Below are 21,505 nucleotides of genomic sequence, written 5' to 3'. Positions count from 1 at the left end.
AGTAAGTGGGGAGGTTCATAGTGAATTATTTTTGTACTTAAATTACTTAATCTCTAAAATCATTGCTAGATCGATTGCATAATTCGTGCGAGTTCTTTTTCTAAAGCAGCGGGCTCGTTTGCATAATTGTAAATCCCTAAAAACTTCTCTATAGCCTCTGGATGGGAACTGATTAGCTTGTTGACAGCATCCTGTTGTTCAGATATGCGTTCATTCTTCGAAATTTGGCATCCCATGTGAAACCGAACCATAAACTCATCTTCTATTGCCTTTTGATATTCTTCAGACATTTGATTTGATTGATCGGATTGTCCCTTATATTTTGATAGAATATTGGATAATATACGTGCTCCACATATAGCATCATGGATACCCTGCGCCATGCCAGGATCTTTAAAACAAACTGCATCTCCAACCAACGCCCATCCTTTTCCCATTCCTTTATACCAGTAATTATCATATCCGAGAATGCCTTTGACCGGTTCTACTAGTTCTGCATTTTTCAAGCGCGCCCCAATTGTTGTATTCGGAAAGTTATCTGTAAAGAAATTGCGTAGACAGCTTTCCGGATTTAATTTCAACCGTTCTATCAATTCCTTATTTTCTAATGGGAAAATGCCGACAATTACATATAAATCATCATTCGTCGGAAAGAGAATGGCTGTGTTATCTTTTATCTTGTATACTTCAAATTTAGGGACATTATCGTGGCGAAATCCAGAGAAATACCCGAAATAGATGCCGACTGTTGCCGGAATACTTATTTTGAGTTCACTTTTTACCAGCTTGCGAATAATAGAGGATCGGCCGTCTGCCCCGACTACCAGGCGAGCTAAAAATTCTTGTTTCTCGTTGTCGCCGTCTAAACCTCTCACGCCTATCACTGTTTCGTCATCACGGATGACATCCGTCACACGAAATCCTTCTAAAACAGTTACATTCATTTGGGATTTGGCTTGTTCAAGTAGAATATGATCGAGATAAGTTCTTCTAATACAATAACAACTTTCCTCTCCGTAAACCTCAGGGATGAGACCTTCTATCACGGTATCCTCAAATTGAAATTTAATATCCCGTACCGGCGGTGCTTTTGTTTCCAATAACTTGTCCAGGACACCGGTTTCTCGAAGAAGAGCGACAGTATTATTGAAAAAGGTATGGGTTGATAATGTGTCCCTTGGAAAATTCGCTCGGTCCACTAACAACACATGGAAACCTGCCTTAGCAAGATAAATTGCAAGGGTAGAGCCGGCACATCTAGCACCGGTAATGATGACATCATACGTCTTATTCATCGTATCACTCCATTTTCAAGTATAATTATTAACTTGCTTATCCATTAGTAGAGTTCTAAAGTTAATGCCCCTACGAGTTAAAGTAATGGGGAAAATTGATAAGAATGCACTACATACATAAAGTATGGAAGCTAAAACGAAATAAGTACAGAAAATTCTCACCTGCTATACAATTAAAAAGAATTTGTGGTAAAAATTGGAATGATAATTTAAGTATTAAATAAAGGTCCGTTTACTTGTCTCGTGAAGAGTTAATGATGTATATTCACAAAAATGGTTGTTAAAACATCGACTCCAAACTCCTTGTATAAAGTTATGGAAATCAAGTCCATTTGCTATGTTAAATGCGCTATAATTTTTGGGTAGTCGTCCTTATCATATGTTGAATGAATTATATCCAAATCGTTTTAAAGAGTGGGAATTTAAAAAAACGTCTACAGGATTCTGGACAAAAGAGAAGGGACTCCATTTAGCAGATGAGTTCAACATAAGATTCAATGTAGACTATTGATTATGTATCTTGTTTTTTATTAAATATCACGGTACGTAAAATTTTAAATATCTTTACTAAAAAAGCCCCTTGAAAGGAGCACTTATTTTACAAGATACTGTTCTATTTCTTTTATTAATAGTTCTGCACCTTCTGGGCTTAATGTGATCTTACCATTTGCTAATGCTATGTTACGATTTGACACTTCTCCTGTTAATACACAAACAGCACCAGGCTGATACTTCTGTAAAATGATGTCTTCCCCTTCTACAAAAATCTCTAATGGTGATTTTTCTTTAATCCCAAGCGTATTTCTAAGTTCCTTTGGAATTACTATACGCCCTAATTCATCCACTTTTCTAGTTACTCCGGTTGCTTTCATCCAGCATATTTCCCCATTTCATTATCAATTTGTAACCAAGTTATTCTTTACTATTGTAACAGGCTTTCACCATACACGAGAAACATAATGAATCAAAAACAGAGCATCATTATAAGAAATTCTTTAAACCCTTGCTGAAAGGAAATACGACCTTCTTCCATTTACTGTGCATTCTTTTTTATTAGGCGTACGGCCAACATTTTAAAGAAAACGTACGCAACAAAAGGTACACCTTTAGATATAGTATATTCTATGCAGCTTAAACTACTTCAAAAAGTATCAAAATGTACTTAAGACACACTTCATAAGTACACACACTTTTTGAGATGTGTTTGTTGAATGATTTTATGCTTATTGGATGTCCCTATCAGTTGGATACACCACAGAGAATCCCCTTGTTGTGCTGTTTATTATTTTTAATATGTAATCTGGTACATGAAATTTTACGATTAAGTTGTTCCTTTGTTTTTCTTTTAAAATTCTTATAGCATTCTATATGAATTTTATGGTATTATAGAGATAGAAAATTTGTTTCCATTGTTTATACTCTATTGTACGTAGCGTGAAGGACAAACCTTACGCCCAGTTAACTCGGGCGAGGTTTGTCCTTTTTTTTACTTTAAGGAGGAATTTACTATGAAAAAAGTCTACAAAATTGGAGCAGTTATCACAACTTTATGCGTTGCTTGTATTGCGATCTTTACTTTAACTAAGAATGAATCAGTCAATACAGAAACTATAATACCAGAAAAAACAATTGTATCTGCTGCAGATGTAAAAGGAGCACCTGAAAATATAAAAGATATTTCCAAAGAAGAAATAAAGCAAAAAATACAATCCCATGAAGAATTCATTGCGTATTACTATCAACCAACCTGTCATTATTGTAAAAAGGCTGCGCCAGACATCAATCGTATGTCGAAAAAGCATGATAGAACCATTTATCGTATTGATATCTCTACACCAGAAAATCAAAGTGCCTTTCAAGAGTTCGACATTCCAGGTACTCCAGTTGTTGTAGCTTATAACAAAGGTGAAGAAGTTGAACGTCTAGAAGGAGCCGTTTCAGCTGCTACATATGATGGATTCTTTGCAAGACGTAATTCGAGCGCTATCTAGTTTAGTGCTCGTTTTTCTTTGTAAGAAAGGAGAATTAGCATGCAACAAAACGCCCGTATTCATTCTTTAGACATAATAAGAGGTATCGCCATACTATGTATCCTATTTGCGAATCTACCTACTATGACGGGACTAGATCCCTTTAATCAGGCAGGTTACACCGGTACAGATAAAACGATTCGTTTTTTAGTAGATTTGTTTATACAAGCAAAGTTCTACACTATTTTCGCATTCTTATTTGGAGTAGGATTTTATATCTTTATGAAAAATACAGAAGCAAAAGGATATCATATGTATAAGCTATTTATCCGGAGACTATGTATTTTACTAGTCTTCGGTTTACTCCACTTCACCTTTCTATGGTATGGAGATATTCTACATGCGTATGCTATAGCTGGATTTATTCTATTGTTCTTTTATAAGCGATCTACTAAGCTTATTTTTATATTTGGTTGTAGTTTCCTAACGGTTAGTTATGTATTACATGTTATTGTATTTTTACGAGCAAGTTCTTCTATTCCTGAAGTACCCAATTACTATCAATATATGTTTACAGGCAACACTACCAATCACACTGTAAATCTATTTATACATTATTCTCATCAAGTAAAAGCACGTCTTTTCTTTCTAATGACCCAGGAATTCCAGCAACTACTAATAGGAATTCCGGAATATATAGGCTTATTTTTAATCGGATTATGGGCTGGTAAGAAAAATATTTTTAAAAGGGTACCGGAATTAATAAAGAAAATTAGATTTTTACAGTGGAGTTCGTTATGTATCTCATGTCTTCTCTCTTGTCCTATTATCTACTACTTTATAAAAACAGATGTCTATTACTCTCAGGATGTACAACTATGGATTCTATTTGGAGGGAAAACGCTAGCTATATTCTATATTTGTACTCTACTGAGAGTTTGTGAGAATAAAAAATATATAGAATGTCTGCACCCCTTTATGAACGTTGGTCAGTATGCTTTAACGAATTACATCACTCAAAGCATACTTACGCTTGTCATTCTTTCGTGGTGCTTTAAAGATGTCTCACACGTATATTACTGGCAACTATGTATCTTCGGACTTTTAATTATTTTTGTACAAATACTATTCAGCAAAATTTGGAGTAAACATTTCCGCTATGGTCCTATTGAGTGGATATGGAGAAAAGGAGTTTACAAGAAATAGACTATTTTTTACCAGTTACATGCAATTAACTGAAAAAAATGTTAAAATATTATATGAAAGGTTAAAGATATATTTGTGGTTGTAAAATGGTGTTATTAAAATTAAAGTGGTTCAAGTCAGAGAAAGGCACCTTTTGGTGCTTTTTCTCTGACTTGAACCTATATTCCTTTTAAATTCATTCAACATAATATAAGGTAATATTAATTTAATTATAAAGATAGGTGATAATATGTTTAATATTAACAATAACCCTCGAAAAAGTAAAATACGCAAAGTTAAATTACAAGTACCTGGTGATGTGAAATATGAACTTCACTCTACTTATAACTTGTTATTAAAGGAGGGATATCAGGTTTTATCTGTAATCAATATTAAAAATGGTGGTATCATTGTGTACCGTCATTTATATGAAGATACCAATTTATACGAAGAAAATTCTATTGTGTTAAAAATTCGATTAATTACAAATAAAGGAACGGTTTTCCCCGAACCATATCTGTACGCACATTATATATCGGCAAGAACCACTATAGACCTTGCTGATATATTTATTGAAGAACCAATACGTAACTTGGGGTTAGGAAGCATATTAATGAAACATTTACTACAAATAGCAGTAGAATCTCAGGTAGACAAAGTAACTGGTCTTATGGTTAGTGATGATAGTCAACATAAAGCCAAACAAATTAATTTTTATATGAAACATGGATTCGAGATATCTGGTAATCGTCTTTTATGGAAGCAAAGCACGTAAAAATCAAAAATATTAAATTTACAAAAAGAGGATGCTATACCTTTTATTAAGTATAGTATCCTCTTTTAAAACATCCTATTTCAATGTCATGTGTGCAAGCACCACATTTTTATCAAGAAATCTGAAGTATGACAACAATTAAGTTCATACTAGCATGAACAGCAAATGATACTAGTAACCTATTGGTACGTACATATACTAAAGCCAGTATAACTCCAATTAAAAAATATCCAAATATAAATGGAAAATCAAAATGCATGATAGAAAAAAACAAAGAACTGATTAGTATGCTCCAAGTGTGCTTAAACTTAGACATTAAAATGTTTATGGTCGCATAACGAAAAACAAACTCTTCTACTAACGGTGCAAGAAGAACAATTGAAATAAGTGCCACAGGAGATATTGCTACAGCAGCGACTGTACTAGACGTATTTGCTGATTGCGTAGTTAGCTGGAATACACTCTTATCTAACACACTACCAACCATCTGCGCAAGAAATACGAATATGATCCCAACTAAAATCCATATGAATGAATTTCTTGATAATTTTATCGATAACTTTGGATCATTTATTAATTCTTTACTATATATAAGAAAGATGATTATCAGCATAAGTGAAAACCCAATTAGTTCCCAATGCACAAGAAGTTGTTGAATTGCTTGCTGTTGGTTTCCCTGAATATCATACCAACCAGTCTTTGCTAGCAATAGTACACCTATTATCCCTACAAATTGTGTCATAACAAAATAAATCAAAATGACGAAACCCGATTTATATTTAATACCACTACTCATATTTTTAATTCCATCCTCCACTTTCTTTATCTTTTCGATACCACTCATTACAGCAACAATAAGCACAAAATGCTAGATAACTAGCATTTCAGCTACTAATCGCTCCCACATAATTATTCTGCTTAGTTTTCTAACAAACTAATTCGTTGTAAAAACTTAACTGCAAAGTACCCTCTAAACTCTTCTAGAAAAACCACTTGCGTGCCACTCTGCTGTAAACTGATCTGTCCTACAAGTCCATACTTTTCCGTCATAACGCTTTGACTCTAAGCAAGTGTGCATTACTACCTTGTCGCCTACCTTTAATCCGTCCATCACACCAAATACTGTTTGATATGCTTCTTTATATCTACGTTTTATGAAATCAACTTGCTTCTTTGTTCTAACATTTGCAAAACGTCCCTTCATATAATCCAAGCAAACGTGATCTATATCTTCTGGAGGACCGGTAAAGTAAGTAGAGCATTGCTTACCTCCACTTGTTGTATAAGTCATTTCCACTCCACCACGTTCATCTTTTATCATTTCAAGTGTTGGCTTCATGCTTGCACCTCTTTTAATTCTACTTTCAATTTCTCTTGAAACCTCACAAATGTTTCATTTAAAAATCGAACAGCTGCACTTGGATATTTGTACTGAAAAAAACCGTCGTCAAATTGTATCTTTGTTTTGTCGTACCAATATTGAAATGCTACTTCATTTGAGTACTCTTCCAAATCTACCTGTAATTCCTCAATAAGCTTTCATTCTGTCCTTGCATCATCTTCTGTAAAGCGCCCTTCTCTGCGATCATATAGCAAATTCTTTTTGATATAAGTAATGGTTCCTTCAATATCAACCACATTTTCTTTTGCAATTTTGCAAAGTATCTGATCCGGTCTTCGGCTAATTAAGTAATCTTCTATACTTTTGTTTCTTCCTAATGAAAACCAATGAGCAAAGTTACCGAGGTCTGTAACAGCTGTAAAAACTCCGGATTGATCGTATAAAAATACCCCCCATCCTTCTCCATCTACTGACGGAACTGTATAACGATATGCGGCTGTTTGTGTCATTCTCATTTCTCCTTTTTTGTATGTAAATAAAGACTTTGTACAGTTATTTTGTTCTCCAATTTTTGTAGGATATAGCTCCTTTATAATAAGTAAAATCAACTCTAGGCAAAAGAATCCCCAGTTCCCTTCCGTCTTGATGAATACCAAACCAAATACCTTCATTTTCCCATGTATCCCGTCCTAATCGGATTTCTTTAAAGCTACTTATATACGGGTACAAAAATCCCTCTAAATAGGATTCATACGTATTTTGAAACATTGGAAAATATACAGATACATCGGACATAGGGTCTTTATATTTTTCTTTATAAAATCCGTAAAACTTCTCTCCCTCTATATCTAAAAAGAATTGAAATTCGATGCTTTCTTTCCCTTCTGGGGGTACGGAAACGATTCTGGGTATAAGGGGCCACTCTGGAAAAATATTCAAATTAGTACTATAAATATAAACTAGAAACCTATCTGCGGATAGGTTTTTATTTTACAATGAAGATGGTTGAATATAGAAACATATATAAATTCTAGGGGGATTAGTTATGCCTAGTATTCAAGATACGATATATCCAAGAATCAAACATAATTTAAGTACGGAAGAACTAAGTAGTGTATATACGCCAACAAGAAGCGAAATAGAATGGACAAGTTTGAAAACAAAAGGAACATTACAACAGCTAGCGCTACTAATTTTGCTAAAAACTGTACAAAATCTTGGCTTTTTCACACGTATTTCAGATATACCTCCAATTATAATTAAACACATTGCTCAGTTAGCTCAATTACCTATCCCCATTGAAACTGAATGGGAAGCATACAGTAAAACACGTACTGTAAAAAGACAGTATTACTTTGTAAGACAGTATCTAAAAATTCAACAATTTGATCATAATGCTCGTCAAATTATGCTTGATACAATGAAACATGTAGCTGGAAGTAAAGATGATCCAGCTGACTTAATTAATGCAGCTATTGAAGAGTTAATACATCAAAGATATGAATTACCCGTTTATAACACTTTTAAAGAAGCGGCTAACGAAATAAGACACAAATCTTATCGTTTCATTTATGAGCAAGTATACGAAACATTACAAGAGCAACAAATACGACAAATAGATTGTTTATTCCAAACAGAACCTGACACCTTTTATAGCCCTTGGAATCGTCTCAAAGAAGACGCCAAACGTGCCTCCTTATTTCATTTAAAAGAGTTAATCCTGCATTACGATTGGTTAATACATCAAAAAATACCTATTTACCTTCTTGGCCTCACCATACCATTTCGGGAAAATTGTACGTTTAGACATAATTTGGACACATTTGAAGCAGTTCCTGTACGCTAAGAGACATCTGTCCAGAAAACCTTCTGTATTTGTGCACGTTATGGGAAACACAAGATATTATCCTACAAGCCTTTTTGATTTTAATTGTAGGAATAGCGATTATTCGATTAAGAAAAAGCTGGTATGTACCGCAAATGCGTATCCAACTTCAAAAACTACAGGAGCAAGTGACAAATAAGAATGATCTGTGAGGAACTTTAAGAAAAAGGGAGTGGAGAAATCTTGATACATCAGTATGAATTTAACTTTTCGGTGATGTATAGTGGCAAGGTAACGGACTCACAATCTACGATTATTCCAGCATGTTCTTTAGAGGAAGCAAATGAAAAATTACAATCAGAAGTAAAGCGGCGATTAGGAAAATGTAGTATAAAAGTGAATAAGGCAAATTTATGTGTTTCGGAGGATAGTCGGTATGTAATCGAACAAAAATAAAAAGGGAAATTAGCTTAATTCATAAGAAAATTAAGTATTATGTCAAAAAGTATAGTTTTTAGTAACCTATTCACTTACTACTTTGCGGTCTACAACAAGAATTCTGTGACTAAGCTATGTAGGCTATTAAAAAAGTACATTCTTTTTTTTAGCACTACAGAAACAAATATATTTTAACCCCGTCCTAAAATTAGAACGGGGTTATGCTTGGTTTAGATGTTAAAATTTAATAACTTTATTGTCTTTTTACACAAAATGCATATTTGGCTTTAAGCTCCAAATATACTCCCCCTGTAAGGGCAATAGTATGAAATTAATATGTCTACTATATTATTCTGGACATAGATCAAGTACATCATGAAACATAGCATATTCTACAGTCACCTGAGGGCCAAAGAAAGTTACACCCTCTGGGAATTTAAGGTCCATTACAACTTCATTTACTTCCGCATAGGATAATTGTGTATAATTGTTCGATGTTAAAGATTGAATGACTTGTTGTTCGAATTCCAATTGTTGAATCGTATAGGCCTGTGTGCTTTCTCCATCTAAAGTAGACATGAGTGACGTATCATCAGGACAGTCAACTGAAAATTCATGCTGTAAGTAAAATACAGGTGCCAATTTTGAAATTAATACCGTACTACTATAGTTTATTTGTAAATTATCTTTTCTATAAGGTTCAAATTTAAATATAAATTTTTCCGATGGCCAAATATCATCATTATAGAAAGGTATTGTTTGAATACATGCATTATTAACAAATACAGTTAATTCTTTGGGTAATTCAATTCTGTTTTCACACCTAGATAAATATTCATTTTCGTCACCATTCACATAAAAATGTTGTATTGTTTTTTTAACTAACTCATTCATAAATGAATCCTTTCTTACCCCATTATCAAATCATGTCCCCCGGATTTGTCCGCAGGTTTTGTTGAGTTTAAATTGAAATCTACTTCCCCCTGGTGTTTTCCTTTTTTATTAAGTACTTCAAATCTTCCATGTTGTGTATCTACAGCATAAATATTTTTTGTTTTTGAATCAACATATACATCTCTTTTATTAAGTTTACTTAATTTACTGTTCTTTTCCCAACCGTTTTGCTTTGCAATGCCTTTTGAGGCTATTTTTATTTCAGCAGCTTTTTCATTTATATTCATTTTTGCGATTTTTTTATCAAAGGCTGCTACATCGAAAGAACCTTTAGATACATTTTTTGTTACATTACCAAGTTTCTGTGCATTTTTCTCAAGATCGCCTAGTGTACCAAATGTACGGCCAATTATTCTTGTTGTACCGCCAGTAACTGCAGCAAGCGTTCCTGTTACAAATTCACTTGGACCATATTTTTCATGAGTAAACATATCCTCGCCCGTAAAGAGCTGGATACCTTGTTTTAGTTCTCCAAATCCAGGAGTAATATCAAGCATGAATGAAGTTTGTTGAGCAGAACGTTTTTCTTCTTCTAAATACTCCTTCATTTTTTCAGGTGGCACACCAAAATCACGTAAAGTGTCTTTAAGTCCATCCATATTCCCCATTTTTTGTGCAGCTGCTGGTATATCAATCTTGTAACTTGCAATTTTATTAGCAGTACCTAAAAGATTATTCGTCGCGTCTATACCTGACATAATATCTGTGTGAAGTGTTGGGAAAGCTTGTTGTGCTTCTTTAATATGCGTAGAAACACTTCTTGTTAAATCTTCGGCCATCAATGCTTGCTTATGTAATGATTTAGCTGCTGTATCAACTGATTTAGCAAATTTATCTACACTTTTATTAAAAGTGTGTAAATCTTTAGCCATTGATTTGTATGCAGGTATTCTACCCTTAAAATCTTCACGCCAATCCTTTATCTCTGTAGCAGTATCTTTTAAACCGTTAGCTTGTTTTTTAAGCTCTTCTTGTGGTAAGGAATTCAAGAATTTTTCTATCGGTTCAATATATGCTTCTCCTACTTCTACTGGAAAACCATTATACATATTAAGTGACGCTGCAATTACATCCATGTATTCTGCACTGTATTCTGCTAATTGTTTTTTAGTTTCTGGTAACAGATTCTTGGCAGCCTGTACATTTTTAATAATATCCCCAGAGTCCTTATTGGCTTTATCTAAAACCATAATACTATCTTTTAATAGCATCAATTTATGTATTTTACTAAAATCATTTTCCATCATTTGCAGATTCGTTAGGATAGACTGATATTTTTCTTGCACATTTGGATCAGCTTCTTTTGCGTTTATGTTCTCAACAAAGCTCTTTATGTGTGATCCTTTTAATGTTGTCAGGAATTCATTCATGCTGTGTGCCAATTCACTTGATTCGAGTACAGCCGCATCAACATTTTTCGCCTGATTGGCATCAGCTAATCGTTTAGAGTGTATTTGAATTAATTCTAGACCAAATTTTAAATCGTCTACACCTTGACTAATCTCATTCATTTTATCTGATAAAGATTGGTCAAACACAACTACAAATAGTTTTTTTACAACGTATGTCTTCCCGTTGTAATTTACTCTAAACCATAAGGGACCATCTTCCCCCACTACTTCAAGAGTTTCATCGTCTCCAACTTGAATAGGATTATATCCTTTTAAAACTGTTCTTGAACCGTATATATTATGATCAAAAGAATTGATTTTCACCCATCCTTTGACCATTTTTCCTGTTCGATCGAATTGAAATTGTTTACCTTTGTAGGTTACATCACCTTTTTGAATTGCCCCATCATCATTTGCGAAGTACCAATGTGTTGCCTGCGGAAACCAGCCTTTCTGGGCAGCACCAGTTGTTCTATCAAAGTAATAGTCCTTCCCGTTTACAGTATTCCATCCCACTGCTAAATTACCATTTTGATCGAAGAGATATGTATCGTCTCCTGAACGCAATAATCCAGTATGTTTCACGCCTGGTTTGTCATAATAGTATTTCTTTTCTCCGTCTACAACCCAGCCAACCGCATCATTATTTTTTATATCTGATGTTGCCATGATTGTCCTATATAAGAACACAGAAAATTGCTCTCTTGTGACAAGTCCATTTGGATTAAAATTGCCATCACCAGTACCATTTGTGATTTTATTTCCAGCTAATATTTTGACATATTCGTTAGCCCAATGACCTTTCATATCCGTAAAGTCAAAATTCCCTTGCGGTTTTAAATTGAATGTTCTGACAAGCACTGCAGCCATTTCAGCACGCGTCATATTATTTTTCGGATTAAATTGTTTCTCTACATTTACGCTAAATATGCCCCGTGCAGTAAGTGCCAAAATTTCCTTTTTAAAATTGCTGTCACCAATATCAACAAATGGATTATTTGTACTATCTTGCGGTTTCAAATATCGATACAAGAAAGCAGCAAGATGTTCGCGAATAATAGGATCCGTAGCACCGAAATACCCATTTCCGTATCCTGTTATAATCTTATTCTCAGCCATATACATCATTTCTTTATATGCCCAGTGAGTTTTAGGAACGTCAATAAATGATGATAAATTTCCTTGATTATTTTGTTCTGCATACGCTGTTCCTACTGTACTGAATAATAAAATACATATCACAGAACTTAAAAATAATTTCTTAATTGTATTCATAATAGATCTCCTATTCAATTTTTAAAAATATAATTGCAAAATCAGCACTTATTTTATCCTTCATTTACGGCGTTTTATATAATTATTAAATTTCTATTCATACTGATATTTCGTATAAGGACAACCTAAGTCATTCTGTCTAAACAATAATTAATTCATAAGATGTTTCATTTTTTAAATGTAGTAGCCCGTTTATGGAACCTTCTTAATATACAGTAAAACCAAGTTTTTTAATTTGAAAATCCCTTAGTGTAAAATTCGCATTATGTTGACGAGATCCATAATAATACCAATCCCCTTTCTCTTTGACGCGGCCTATTTGATTTAAAACTTCGACTTCCTCTGTAAACATTGGTGCATAGGTAGAAAATAATTAAAATAATGATAATATAAGTCCTATGATTTTCTTCATACTCGCATCTCCTTATCAATTCGTAAAAAACCTTTTAATTATATATTAGGTTTTATTTGTATTTAAATAAAAAAATATAAATATGCATAATTACATATTACCTTCTCAATAGAGTGTACCCTATTGAGAAGAAATTCTTTCCTTGATATTATTAGTCTCAGAGACTCTCAATAACACTTATCAAAAATATATTTGAAATGAGGAGAAAAATGGTTTATGGATACGCTCGTGTAAGTGCACAAGATCAAAATCTAGATACACAGATTGAACAGCTCATGAAATATGGAGTAGATGAGATTATTAAAGAAAAAGTAAGTGGAGTAACCAAACAAAAGCCAGAGTTAGACTCTATACTTTCAAAACTAACTACTGAGGATACTTTAGTCGTAACTAGAATGGATCGTTTAGGTCGAAATACCATTCAGCTTTTACAATTAGTAGAACAACTTCGGGAAAAGGATGTTCACTTTGCGATTTTAAATTTAGGAATTGATACAAGAACTCCAACGGGTAAGTTCTTCTTAACTGTCATGGCTGCCTTTAGTGAATTAGATCGTGAAATGATTAAAGAAAAACAACATGCGGGAATAAAGCTAGCAAAACAAAAAGGAGTATATAGAGGAAGAGTGAAGAAATATACGGATAAGCACCCAGGTATGAATCATGCGATTGAATTGCGCAAGCATACCAATAAAACAGTAAAGGAAATATGTCAGATTACAGGATTGAGTCAGGCCGCTCTATATCGTAGATTAAAAGAACTTGAATAAATTTCTTTTTTATATTTGTAATTAAATCCCAGAGTGGCCCCTCATTTCCCGAATCGTTTCCGTACCCCTTCTGGTGGAAATAATACATATATATCTTTAAACACTATCTTCCTCCACTCTCTTTTTAAATGTTATATATTGATTTAACAATTATAATTCCATAGATATGTATCAAACCTCATGCAACCTTCAAATGCTTTAATCCCATTTCAAGCGCACCAGTTCCACCAAATCCTTGATTAAATAAAAGGGGGACATCATACTTCTTTGCGTACTCTTTTGCTACATCAATAGATACATGGCCACATGCACCTTTTTGAATGACAATAACATCGCATTTTTTTATAACACTTCGAAAGGTTTTCTTTACGCCTCCGTGATTTTTCCCATCATGGAAAATAACCTGGCAGTCTCTTTTTTTGACTAACTTCTCTAACGTTCTTCCATTTGATCCACCTAAAACTAGAATTGTACTCATTCCCATTCACTCTCCTTATCTTTCTTCTTAATGTATGTACTTGGTGATGTTAATAACACAAGTGTACAAGCAACAATATTCATTAACACAAAACAAACTATTAATAAAATAACGAAAATCGGGGACAACAAGATAAAAATAAAGCCACTTACTACCAAACAGATGAAAATGAAGCCATCGCTCATGTCTTCGTAACCATCTAATCCTCGTACAATATTTAAACTATGCATCCATACTGTGATACTATTCCAATTTTCTATTAACAGATAGCCACCACCCAACAGAAAAGCCCAGCCAAGCAACGTTCCTAATAATCCGGAATTTCGTCCTATATAATACCCCGAAACAAAATTCGCAGCTGTACCAATTAACATTCTCATTTGTATTCCTCCATATCTATCTCATTTTAGCGTTATATGCAAATTTCATTTAACCATGGTTTTATTATATCAGAAAATTATGAATATTCAATAAATAATTTTTAGGTACTCTTTATTTTTTTTATAAAAGGGTTGTGTTTTTTCTTCCACAACCCTCATTTCCTTCTTAATCCACAGGTACTTCTTCTTGTCCATGTGGAATTTGTGCAATTGGTGTTACAATTTGTGCATATTTGTTTACCTGCACTTTAAATTGTCGTGGTTCTAAGAAGTTTACCTGTTGAATTAAAACTTCAATATGAAACGTATCAACTTTTTTCCCACGGTCAATTTTTGTAATTCTCGCATTGTAAAACTGATCCCCATTTAGGAAATATCGTTGTACAGCTTCTGTAGCAAGCATACGCTCATTACTGGTCATTTTCATCGGTTCAATACCAAATCCAGCCTTTGTAAACAAATACGGGACATCATAACTACTATTAGAAATTTTTCGTAGTAAGTCCTCTACAGTTTTTGTCTTTGCGATATATTCCTCTTCTTTTGTATCAAATCCCTTTGGCTTATCTCCAAGCATCTCGATTTCATCTTGATTTACTTGCTCTTCCTCTTGTACTTGAGATTTCATCATGTAACGATGAATCGTATTATAGGTAGCAACGCCTACTACTAACATAATAATTCCCAATATAACTAAGTACTTACGAGGCAGATTCGTTAACACATTCATGACTTTCTTCATTTCTTCACATCCCAAATCAGTCTATAACATTACGGATTTGCGACATATGTTGTCCTCTTGCCGTATAGTTTAGACCTGTAATTTGTACACCCTTATTATCACCAATATGAATCATTTTCTGATTCCCTAAATAAATAGATACATGGTTCGGGTTTTCATAGAAAATTAAATCTCCTGGTTGTGCACGACCGATATCTGGCACCTGTTTTCCTTGTCCAATTTGAGCACCTGTCCAATCTCCAAGCTGGACACCTATACTAGTTTTAAACACATATTGTGTAAATCCAGAACAATCTGCACTACCTGCAGCTGGATTTCTAGCACCGGATACATAGCTTACTTTCCCTTGTCCAACCCATTTTTTTGCTTCTTCCAATACCTTTTGTCGTTTGGCATTTGTCATTGTAGGAGCACCACCTGATGATAACCCTGGATCATCATTTTTCTTAAAGAATTTCATTGGATCTGTTGGTTGGTCATTAATACGAATTTGGAAATCTAAATGGACGGCGTATCCATTCATATTAAGGAAACCTGTATCTCTATCAAAGTTAGAACCGCCCATTTCCCCAATAATTTGCCCTTTTGTCACCATAGTTCCTGGTGCAACTGATATTTTACTCAAATGTAAGTAACGAGATACAATACCATTTCCATGGTCTACATAGACACCTAGACCGCCACCGTTTACATTTCCTGTTTGGTTTGTTACAATACCCGCTTCCATCGACCATACGGGGTCCCCAGCTTTTCCGGCGGTCATGGCCCCAATATCTACAGCATTATGTTGTTTTCCACCACGAACTGCATCAAACGTATCTGTAATACGACCTGATTTCGTTGGCCATTTCCAACCTTTATCAGAAATCCATTCTCCAGAAACATCCGCCACACATCCTAAATCTTTGTAATATTTCAAAACTTTGGAAACGTACGTGTAATCCCCATAACACGCTCCAACTTTGGTTCGGAAGTTATTAGGGTCAGAACAACCTGCTGGATTTTCACGAGCATGCTCCCTAGAAAACGCAATGGCTGTTTCTTCTGAATATCCACCTTTTGCTAATGCATAGCTAATGAATCCTGATCCAAAATTATAAGATTGTAAGGCTAGGGCTATATCTCCATTCGCCTTTGCTAACACATCTTTAAATTCTTGTACGCCTGCTTCAATAGAAATGTTGGGATCATTAATACATCCTACACGTGCGTTCCCCTTGACACCTATACAAGATGGGCTCATATCTCCATAATGGCCCTCTGAAGCCTGCATCGGGTCATTTCCTGCTCCACCTGATTCCTGCATCATTTGGGCTGCTAGAATACCAACATATTGAGCAACACCATGTTTTTCTGCCATTTCTTTAATCTTAGGAAGATATCCTGTAACTTTTGCATTAAGGTTAACAGGCTCTCCGCCAGGACTCACATTACCTACACACATACCACCAATAAATCCACCAGTAGTAGGAGCAAGATGTCCATACAAACCTTCTAACATCCCGGCTTCTAATATCTCACGCGCACGCTCTTTTTGACTTTTACTAAACTTTGCGAGTTCCATCGCTTTCTCTAGCCCATGAGAAGATGTTGTCACTTTTTTACTTCCACTCGCATTAATCTCATCTATTTTTTTCTTAAAATCTGTATCTCCTAATATCTTTTTTACATCTGGTCCGGAGTAACTTTCAGATTTTGTTTTTTGCATCTCCTTTTTCTTTTTTTCGCAAGGACCATTCGGTCCTGCCTCACATACCTCTTTTTCCGTATATTCTTCATATTGGATATCCAAGAAATATGATATAGCATCGTGCGGATCTTTACCAGTCAAATCATTATCGTATCGCGCCATATCAAATGCGACAACCTCTTTCCAATCCACATTCAATGCCATTGAAACTTCCATATATTTTTTTACTTGTTCCTCTGTCTTACCTTCATCATCGGTAAAAGGTACAAAAGAGACTAAAATCACACACACAGCAATAATTACTCCCATAATTAAAGCGGCAGGTACTCCAACCGCTGCCACAACAGCACCCACAATTTTTAATATACCTGCTTTTAGCATTTTGGCAGCAGCTTTCGCTGCCGCCCTTCCTGCTTTTCCTGCCAATTTTGCCATCTTCCCGCGCGCTTGCATCCCTTTTTTCTTAATAAAGTGGGAAGCTACATCTTTTAAAGGATTACTTTTTTTCTGTTCATTTGGATCGTTAGGATTTTGACTCATAGACTTATCACACCATATTTTCCATTTTGAGAATTTCTTCCTCTTCGCTGTGCTAAGCGAGGGTTTGGCGCAAATGGAATCAGATTTTGTGGGTCATGTTCTGATAAATTTAAATGCGTCTCTGTACGGACTACTTCTTCCTGTGTTTGTGTTACTAAGATTTCTTCTCTTGGCTTAATACTACTGTCTTTCACTTCACAAGCTCTTTCTATCCTTTGGTTTGCTTGTAAACGCGTATCTCCTTTTCCGAATGGCGAAATACGTGACACTGTACCGTCTGTTGTTGTCGCAACCATGTAACTACGATCTCTTTCTACAACCATTTGTACATTCTTATAGCCACCTTGGTCTAAATCAGACATATAGAAGTGACCATTGTCTACTTTGTGATTGACCGTAAGTGGTGGTTCATTAAATACCAGTTTCTGTTGTAACGGTCTTTGATTTTGGTTTCCTACTAATTGATTTGGATTTACATTGATCGAGCGATTGATATTGATTTTTCCACCACTAGAATCTTGAACATACGCTGGTGTAGCTTTCATACCATTACGGTACTGCGTTAATTGTCCCTCCGAAATATTTAAATCTTGATATACGACTTGTCCCGAACCAATACTACTATCACCACTAGCGTAACGAGATACAACTTGCGTCACACCACTAGAATCTTTTGCTTCAATCCAGGATTTATTATTTGTCGTAACAAGACGTACTGCACCTTGAACAACCGATTGTTTTCCAGTAGCATCCGTTGTTGTTGGTACCATTCTCTGAATCTCTTGAATTTCTTTTGCCTCTGTTTGAACAGCATTGTTATAAGGATTATGTTTACTTACCATACGTGCAGTCGCTTGATAAGCACCCGCACCACCAATCACACCCGCGGCGTAACTTAAGCCTTTTGTCACATTATAGTGACGCTCTGCTGCATTCCCTCCTAATGATGTATTAACAGCAGCATTAGTTCCACTTATCACTCTTTGTACTGCATTCCCTCCAGATTGTTGTACAGCACTCGCAGCACTATAGTATGCATTTGATACTGTATCAATGCTATCCGCAAGCATAAGGTGTTTCGCACCTTCCATTACACTCATGCCAAGTTTTGTACTCTGCTGTGTCATACGTCCCACTGCAGATGTTGGGATAGACATTTTACCAGCACTTTGTGCAATATTTGCTACACTTGTTGATGCATCTGCATAAGAGCGTTCAATTTCCGCAACGGAAAGATCTCCTGCATGTGCTATACTCGCTTGCGTTTGTGTCGCCGCATATACAGCTTTATTGATTGCGCCACCTGTTGCAACACCATGTGAACGAACACCTTGAATCGCACTAGTAATTCCAGAACCGACTTGTTGACTCACCGTTCCAAGACTTGCATGGCTTTGTAATCCTTTCGTTAATTGCGAAGCAAAGGCATCTTTATTAATATACGATTGATTATGTAGACTCTTACCACTCGTATCTTTCGCCTGTACGGGCATCGCTCCCGCTTGTACTGCCGCTTGTTGCGCCACTGCTTTAAATTCATTTCCTTTTTCATTCAGGTGCGACTGCCAAGCTTGCTCTTTTTGTGGTTGAGACATAGTTGGAGACAACTTTTTCATAAAGCTTGCCTGTTGTTCTGCTGCATAGCCTTGTTTAAAGGATTCTGTAGAGGCTTGTACCAGGTTCTCAACATTACTTACTTGTTTCGCTTTCTGGCTTCCTGCTCCACTTCTCAAACCGTGCGTTTTCACACCGTTGACTGCCTTCTGAATGCCTGCTGTGCTAGATACACCCATAGCATTTAAACCAGGATCTTTTTGTAACTGTTGTGATAAATGAGAAGCGAAAGCTTCTTTATTCGCATAGTTTGTACCGTCTTTTTGCTGTACAATACCAGCTGATTCCACCGCTTGTTGCGCATGATTTTGAAATCCTTGTACTTTTTGATCTAAATGCTTATTCCATGCTGCTTCTTTTTCTTGTTGCGGCATATCTGCCGGGAATTGTTTCATAAATCCAACCTTATGGTCTGCACTATACGCTTTCTTAAATGCAGCAGTAGAAGCACCGACAAGGGCACCTACTTGTCCCATATTTTGATGGCCACTTTCTAACGTTTCTCCTTTTACATCCTCGACTGCTTTTCCGACTTTTCCTAAAGCAAGTCGAGAAGCAAACGCATCTTTATTCACATAGGATTTATCAAACAGATTATTTCCTTGCTTATCCTTCGCATCAACTGGCATAGCTCCCGCTTTTGTTGCCGCCTGTTCTGCGTGGTTTCTAAATCCTTGTACTTTTGTGTTCAGATGGTCGCTCCAGTGTTTCTCTTTCTCTTCTGCTGACATATTTTCTGGTAACTGACTCATAAGCGTATCTTTATGGTCTGCCTCATACCCCTTTTGGAATGCATTCGTTGCAGCGTTAACTAACTCTCTAGCATTTCCATATGGTGTAGCGGTTTTCTTCATATTTTGTAAATCTTGTTTCCGCTGATTTGAGAAACGAGATATCTGATCATTGTTTGTTTTCGCTACTTTTTTAGCAATCTCTGCATCGGAAGCACTAGGGAATGCTTGTTTTAAGCGACTTGCAACTGCAGAATCGGGATTATCCGCTTTCCAATTTTCAAAATCTTTTGTAGCTAAATCCTGTGCAATATCTTCATCGGTTAGTTCTGGATAAGATTTGTCATTTAGATTTGAATACGTATCCGCACCCTTCTTTACACTCGAACCAATATGTTTTCCTAAGGCTACAGCCCCTTCGCCAACTGCAGCAGCAGATCTTCCAGTAACTGCACCAGTAAATCCGCCCGCTTTACTGCCAGCAAATGTCCCTATTGCCATTCCTTCTGGTCCAAGACCAGCTCCTGCTGTCATACCTGCAAGTCCACCAGCCGCTTTACCAATTGAACTTCCAATTTGACCAGCTTTCAACATACGAGCTGCACGAGATGTTGTACCAACATCTGTCCCTAAATTCGCTCCTAATGCATCTTTCGGGTTATCAGCATCTTCTTTTGTCTTTTCTTTATCCCCTTTATCATCAGGTTTTGCTTTTGAATTACGGTAGTCATCACGAACACCTTTAACGAGTCCAGCCACACTTGCTAAAGCACCCATACCCATCATCGTACCTGCTCTATGAATGCCACCTGATGCATTGGTACTAAGGCCAATAAAACTTTTTACAATCTCACCTATTGGGATAAACATAGCAAGTAAAATTAATTTGATTAACGGACTATTTGCTGCTCCAATTAAAGAAATAATGAGCCATAAGGTAATTGCATGAATTGCTTGTATGAACACCGCTCCTATAAATTCACGTATCCAATATAATGTCTGTTGTTTCTTTTGTGGAAATAGCCACATGCCTACCATTAACGGACCAATTAACATTAAAACGTATAGTGACACCGCTCGCATTAAGTAGTAAAAGTTTGCCCAGACGATGAGACCAGCTTCTATAAACAAACCAAATATAATAAACATATAGTCATTTTCATGACCTTTCAAACCCAGCTCAGTAATGGTAAGTCCAGCCCCACCAAATCCAGGTTGTAGAAATTTAGTACCCTTATCTGGATCAAAATCCCCCCCACTTGCTACATTAACAGCGTCTCTAAACTCTATTATTATCCAAGAATTGATTTCAAATATGAGTGTATAGAAATAATCGAGGTGCCAAAGAAAAATTGAAATGATCATCAAATCCTTCGCATACTCTATTAATGCTGTTCTATTATTTGGATTAATAGCTGTTGCCGAATATTTTGCCGCCGTAATAACTACACTGACAAGGACACAAAAAGCAACAAGCTTGAACATGACAGGCATGCCTGTGTCTAATACTTTGGTTAGAGAATTACCTGAAAATAAGAAATCTAAGTTTGTCCCCTTTCCTTCTGTTCCCTCTCCTCCAAACACTAAAACTGGCAGCGGATCCAAAGTTGCATACACCGGACTAAGAAAAGCCTTTACTATAGCAATAATTAAGCCTCCGACCCACTCTACTATTTTCTCAAGCATAATTTCACCTTC

At 35.7% G+C, this 21,505-nt stretch carries 18 protein-coding genes and 2 pseudogenes; 7 read left to right on the top strand and 13 right to left on the bottom strand.

Going from position 1 to position 21,505, the window contains the following annotated elements:
• Positions 1-65 precede the first annotated feature (65 nt).
• Positions 66-1,295 (bottom strand): NAD(P)/FAD-dependent oxidoreductase, encoded by a 1,230-nt coding sequence (locus NST27_RS28945; protein WP_061661763.1) that lies wholly within the window; start codon positions 1,293-1,295, stop codon positions 66-68.
• A gap of 593 nt (positions 1,296-1,888) precedes the next feature.
• Positions 1,889-2,167, bottom strand: coding sequence for an AbrB/MazE/SpoVT family DNA-binding domain-containing protein (locus NST27_RS28940; protein WP_000648342.1), 279 nt, complete (start codon positions 2,165-2,167; stop codon positions 1,889-1,891).
• A 636-nt stretch (positions 2,168-2,803) separates the two neighbouring features.
• Between NST27_RS28940 and NST27_RS28935 the strand changes: the two genes are divergently transcribed.
• The 3 genes from NST27_RS28935 (at position 2,804) to NST27_RS28925 (ending at position 5,225) form a co-directional block, all read left to right on the top strand.
• On the top strand, positions 2,804-3,286 hold the full coding sequence (locus tag NST27_RS28935; protein ID WP_061661762.1) for a thioredoxin family protein: 483 nt from the start codon (positions 2,804-2,806) through the stop codon (positions 3,284-3,286).
• A 39-nt stretch (positions 3,287-3,325) separates the two neighbouring features.
• Entirely contained in the window at positions 3,326-4,471 is a 1,146-nt protein-coding gene (locus NST27_RS28930) for a DUF418 domain-containing protein (protein WP_061661761.1), read from the top strand.
• Between the two features lie 229 nt (positions 4,472-4,700).
• Positions 4,701-5,225, top strand: a complete 525-nt coding sequence (locus tag NST27_RS28925) for a GNAT family N-acetyltransferase (protein ID WP_061661825.1) — start codon at positions 4,701-4,703, stop codon at positions 5,223-5,225.
• Positions 5,226-5,337: 112 nt separating this feature from the next.
• Here NST27_RS28925 and NST27_RS28920 read toward each other — a convergent pair whose 3' ends face one another.
• From NST27_RS28920 to NST27_RS28905, 4 genes and pseudogenes are all read right to left on the bottom strand, one after another.
• A complete protein-coding gene (locus NST27_RS28920; RefSeq protein ID WP_061661824.1) occupies positions 5,338-6,021 on the bottom strand; it encodes a CPBP family intramembrane glutamic endopeptidase in 684 nt (227 codons plus the stop codon).
• Positions 6,022-6,143: 122 nt separating this feature from the next.
• Positions 6,144-6,564 (bottom strand): annotated as a pseudogene (locus NST27_RS28915) (hypothetical protein).
• Positions 6,561-6,737 (bottom strand): hypothetical protein, encoded by a 177-nt coding sequence (locus NST27_RS28910; protein WP_240525138.1) that lies wholly within the window; start codon positions 6,735-6,737, stop codon positions 6,561-6,563. Before NST27_RS28910 ends, NST27_RS28915 begins: the two are co-directional and overlap by 4 nt.
• 27 nt (positions 6,738-6,764) lie before the next feature.
• Entirely contained in the window at positions 6,765-7,076 is a 312-nt protein-coding gene (locus NST27_RS28905) for a hypothetical protein (RefSeq protein ID WP_240525140.1), read from the bottom strand.
• A 536-nt stretch (positions 7,077-7,612) separates the two neighbouring features.
• Between NST27_RS28905 and NST27_RS28900 the strand changes: the two genes are divergently transcribed.
• The 3 genes and pseudogenes from NST27_RS28900 to NST27_RS28895 all read left to right on the top strand — a co-directional run bounded on the left by NST27_RS28900 (position 7,613) and on the right by NST27_RS28895 (position 8,848).
• Positions 7,613-8,413 carry a DUF4158 domain-containing protein gene (locus NST27_RS28900; RefSeq protein WP_061661823.1) on the top strand — a complete coding sequence of 267 codons (801 nt, stop codon included), beginning with the start codon at positions 7,613-7,615 and terminating at the stop codon, positions 8,411-8,413.
• Positions 8,414-8,421: 8 nt separating this feature from the next.
• Positions 8,422-8,604 (top strand): annotated as a pseudogene (locus NST27_RS29695) (hypothetical protein); the annotation flags it as partial.
• 31 nt (positions 8,605-8,635) lie between these two features.
• Entirely contained in the window at positions 8,636-8,848 is a 213-nt protein-coding gene (locus tag NST27_RS28895) for a hypothetical protein (RefSeq protein WP_061661822.1), read from the top strand.
• A 330-nt stretch (positions 8,849-9,178) separates the two neighbouring features.
• Here the strand turns inward: NST27_RS28895 and NST27_RS28890 are convergent, their stop codons facing one another.
• Complete coding sequence (locus NST27_RS28890) at positions 9,179-9,724, bottom strand: hypothetical protein (RefSeq protein WP_088351972.1); 546 nt, start codon at positions 9,722-9,724, stop codon at positions 9,179-9,181.
• Positions 9,725-9,738: 14 nt separating this feature from the next.
• Complete coding sequence (locus NST27_RS28885; RefSeq protein WP_080451369.1) at positions 9,739-12,450, bottom strand: S-layer homology domain-containing protein; 2,712 nt, start codon at positions 12,448-12,450, stop codon at positions 9,739-9,741.
• A gap of 621 nt (positions 12,451-13,071) precedes the next feature.
• Between NST27_RS28885 and NST27_RS28880 the strand changes: the two genes are divergently transcribed.
• Positions 13,072-13,632 (top strand): recombinase family protein, encoded by a 561-nt coding sequence (locus NST27_RS28880; RefSeq protein ID WP_061661850.1) that lies wholly within the window; start codon positions 13,072-13,074, stop codon positions 13,630-13,632.
• Between the two features lie 178 nt (positions 13,633-13,810).
• Here NST27_RS28880 and NST27_RS28875 read toward each other — a convergent pair whose 3' ends face one another.
• The 5 genes from NST27_RS28875 to NST27_RS28855 all read right to left on the bottom strand — a co-directional run bounded on the left by NST27_RS28875 (position 13,811) and on the right by NST27_RS28855 (position 21,493).
• Positions 13,811-14,116: a DUF2325 domain-containing protein gene (locus NST27_RS28875; RefSeq protein ID WP_080451370.1), complete on the bottom strand. Its 306-nt coding sequence runs from the start codon at positions 14,114-14,116 to the stop codon at positions 13,811-13,813.
• Complete coding sequence (locus NST27_RS28870) at positions 14,107-14,490, bottom strand: hypothetical protein (protein WP_061661852.1); 384 nt, start codon at positions 14,488-14,490, stop codon at positions 14,107-14,109. Before NST27_RS28870 ends, NST27_RS28875 begins: the two co-directional genes overlap by 10 nt.
• A 166-nt stretch (positions 14,491-14,656) precedes the next feature.
• Positions 14,657-15,232, bottom strand: a complete 576-nt coding sequence (locus tag NST27_RS28865; RefSeq protein WP_061661853.1) for a hypothetical protein — start codon at positions 15,230-15,232, stop codon at positions 14,657-14,659.
• 16 nt (positions 15,233-15,248) lie between these two features.
• Positions 15,249-17,462: a lysozyme family protein gene (locus tag NST27_RS28860; protein ID WP_061661854.1), complete on the bottom strand. Its 2,214-nt coding sequence runs from the start codon at positions 17,460-17,462 to the stop codon at positions 15,249-15,251.
• Positions 17,459-21,493: a hypothetical protein gene (locus NST27_RS28855; RefSeq protein WP_061661855.1), complete on the bottom strand. Its 4,035-nt coding sequence runs from the start codon at positions 21,491-21,493 to the stop codon at positions 17,459-17,461. Before NST27_RS28855 ends, NST27_RS28860 begins: the two co-directional genes overlap by 4 nt.
• Between the last annotated feature and the right edge of the window lie 12 nt (positions 21,494-21,505).

The organism is Bacillus sp. FSL W8-0770 (assembly GCF_038008705.1).
In the GTDB taxonomy this organism is placed as follows: domain Bacteria; phylum Bacillota; class Bacilli; order Bacillales; family Bacillaceae_G; genus Bacillus_A; species Bacillus_A cereus.
The sequence above is the reverse complement of the archived record's forward strand: the minus strand, read 5'-3'. Positions and strand labels throughout refer to the sequence as shown.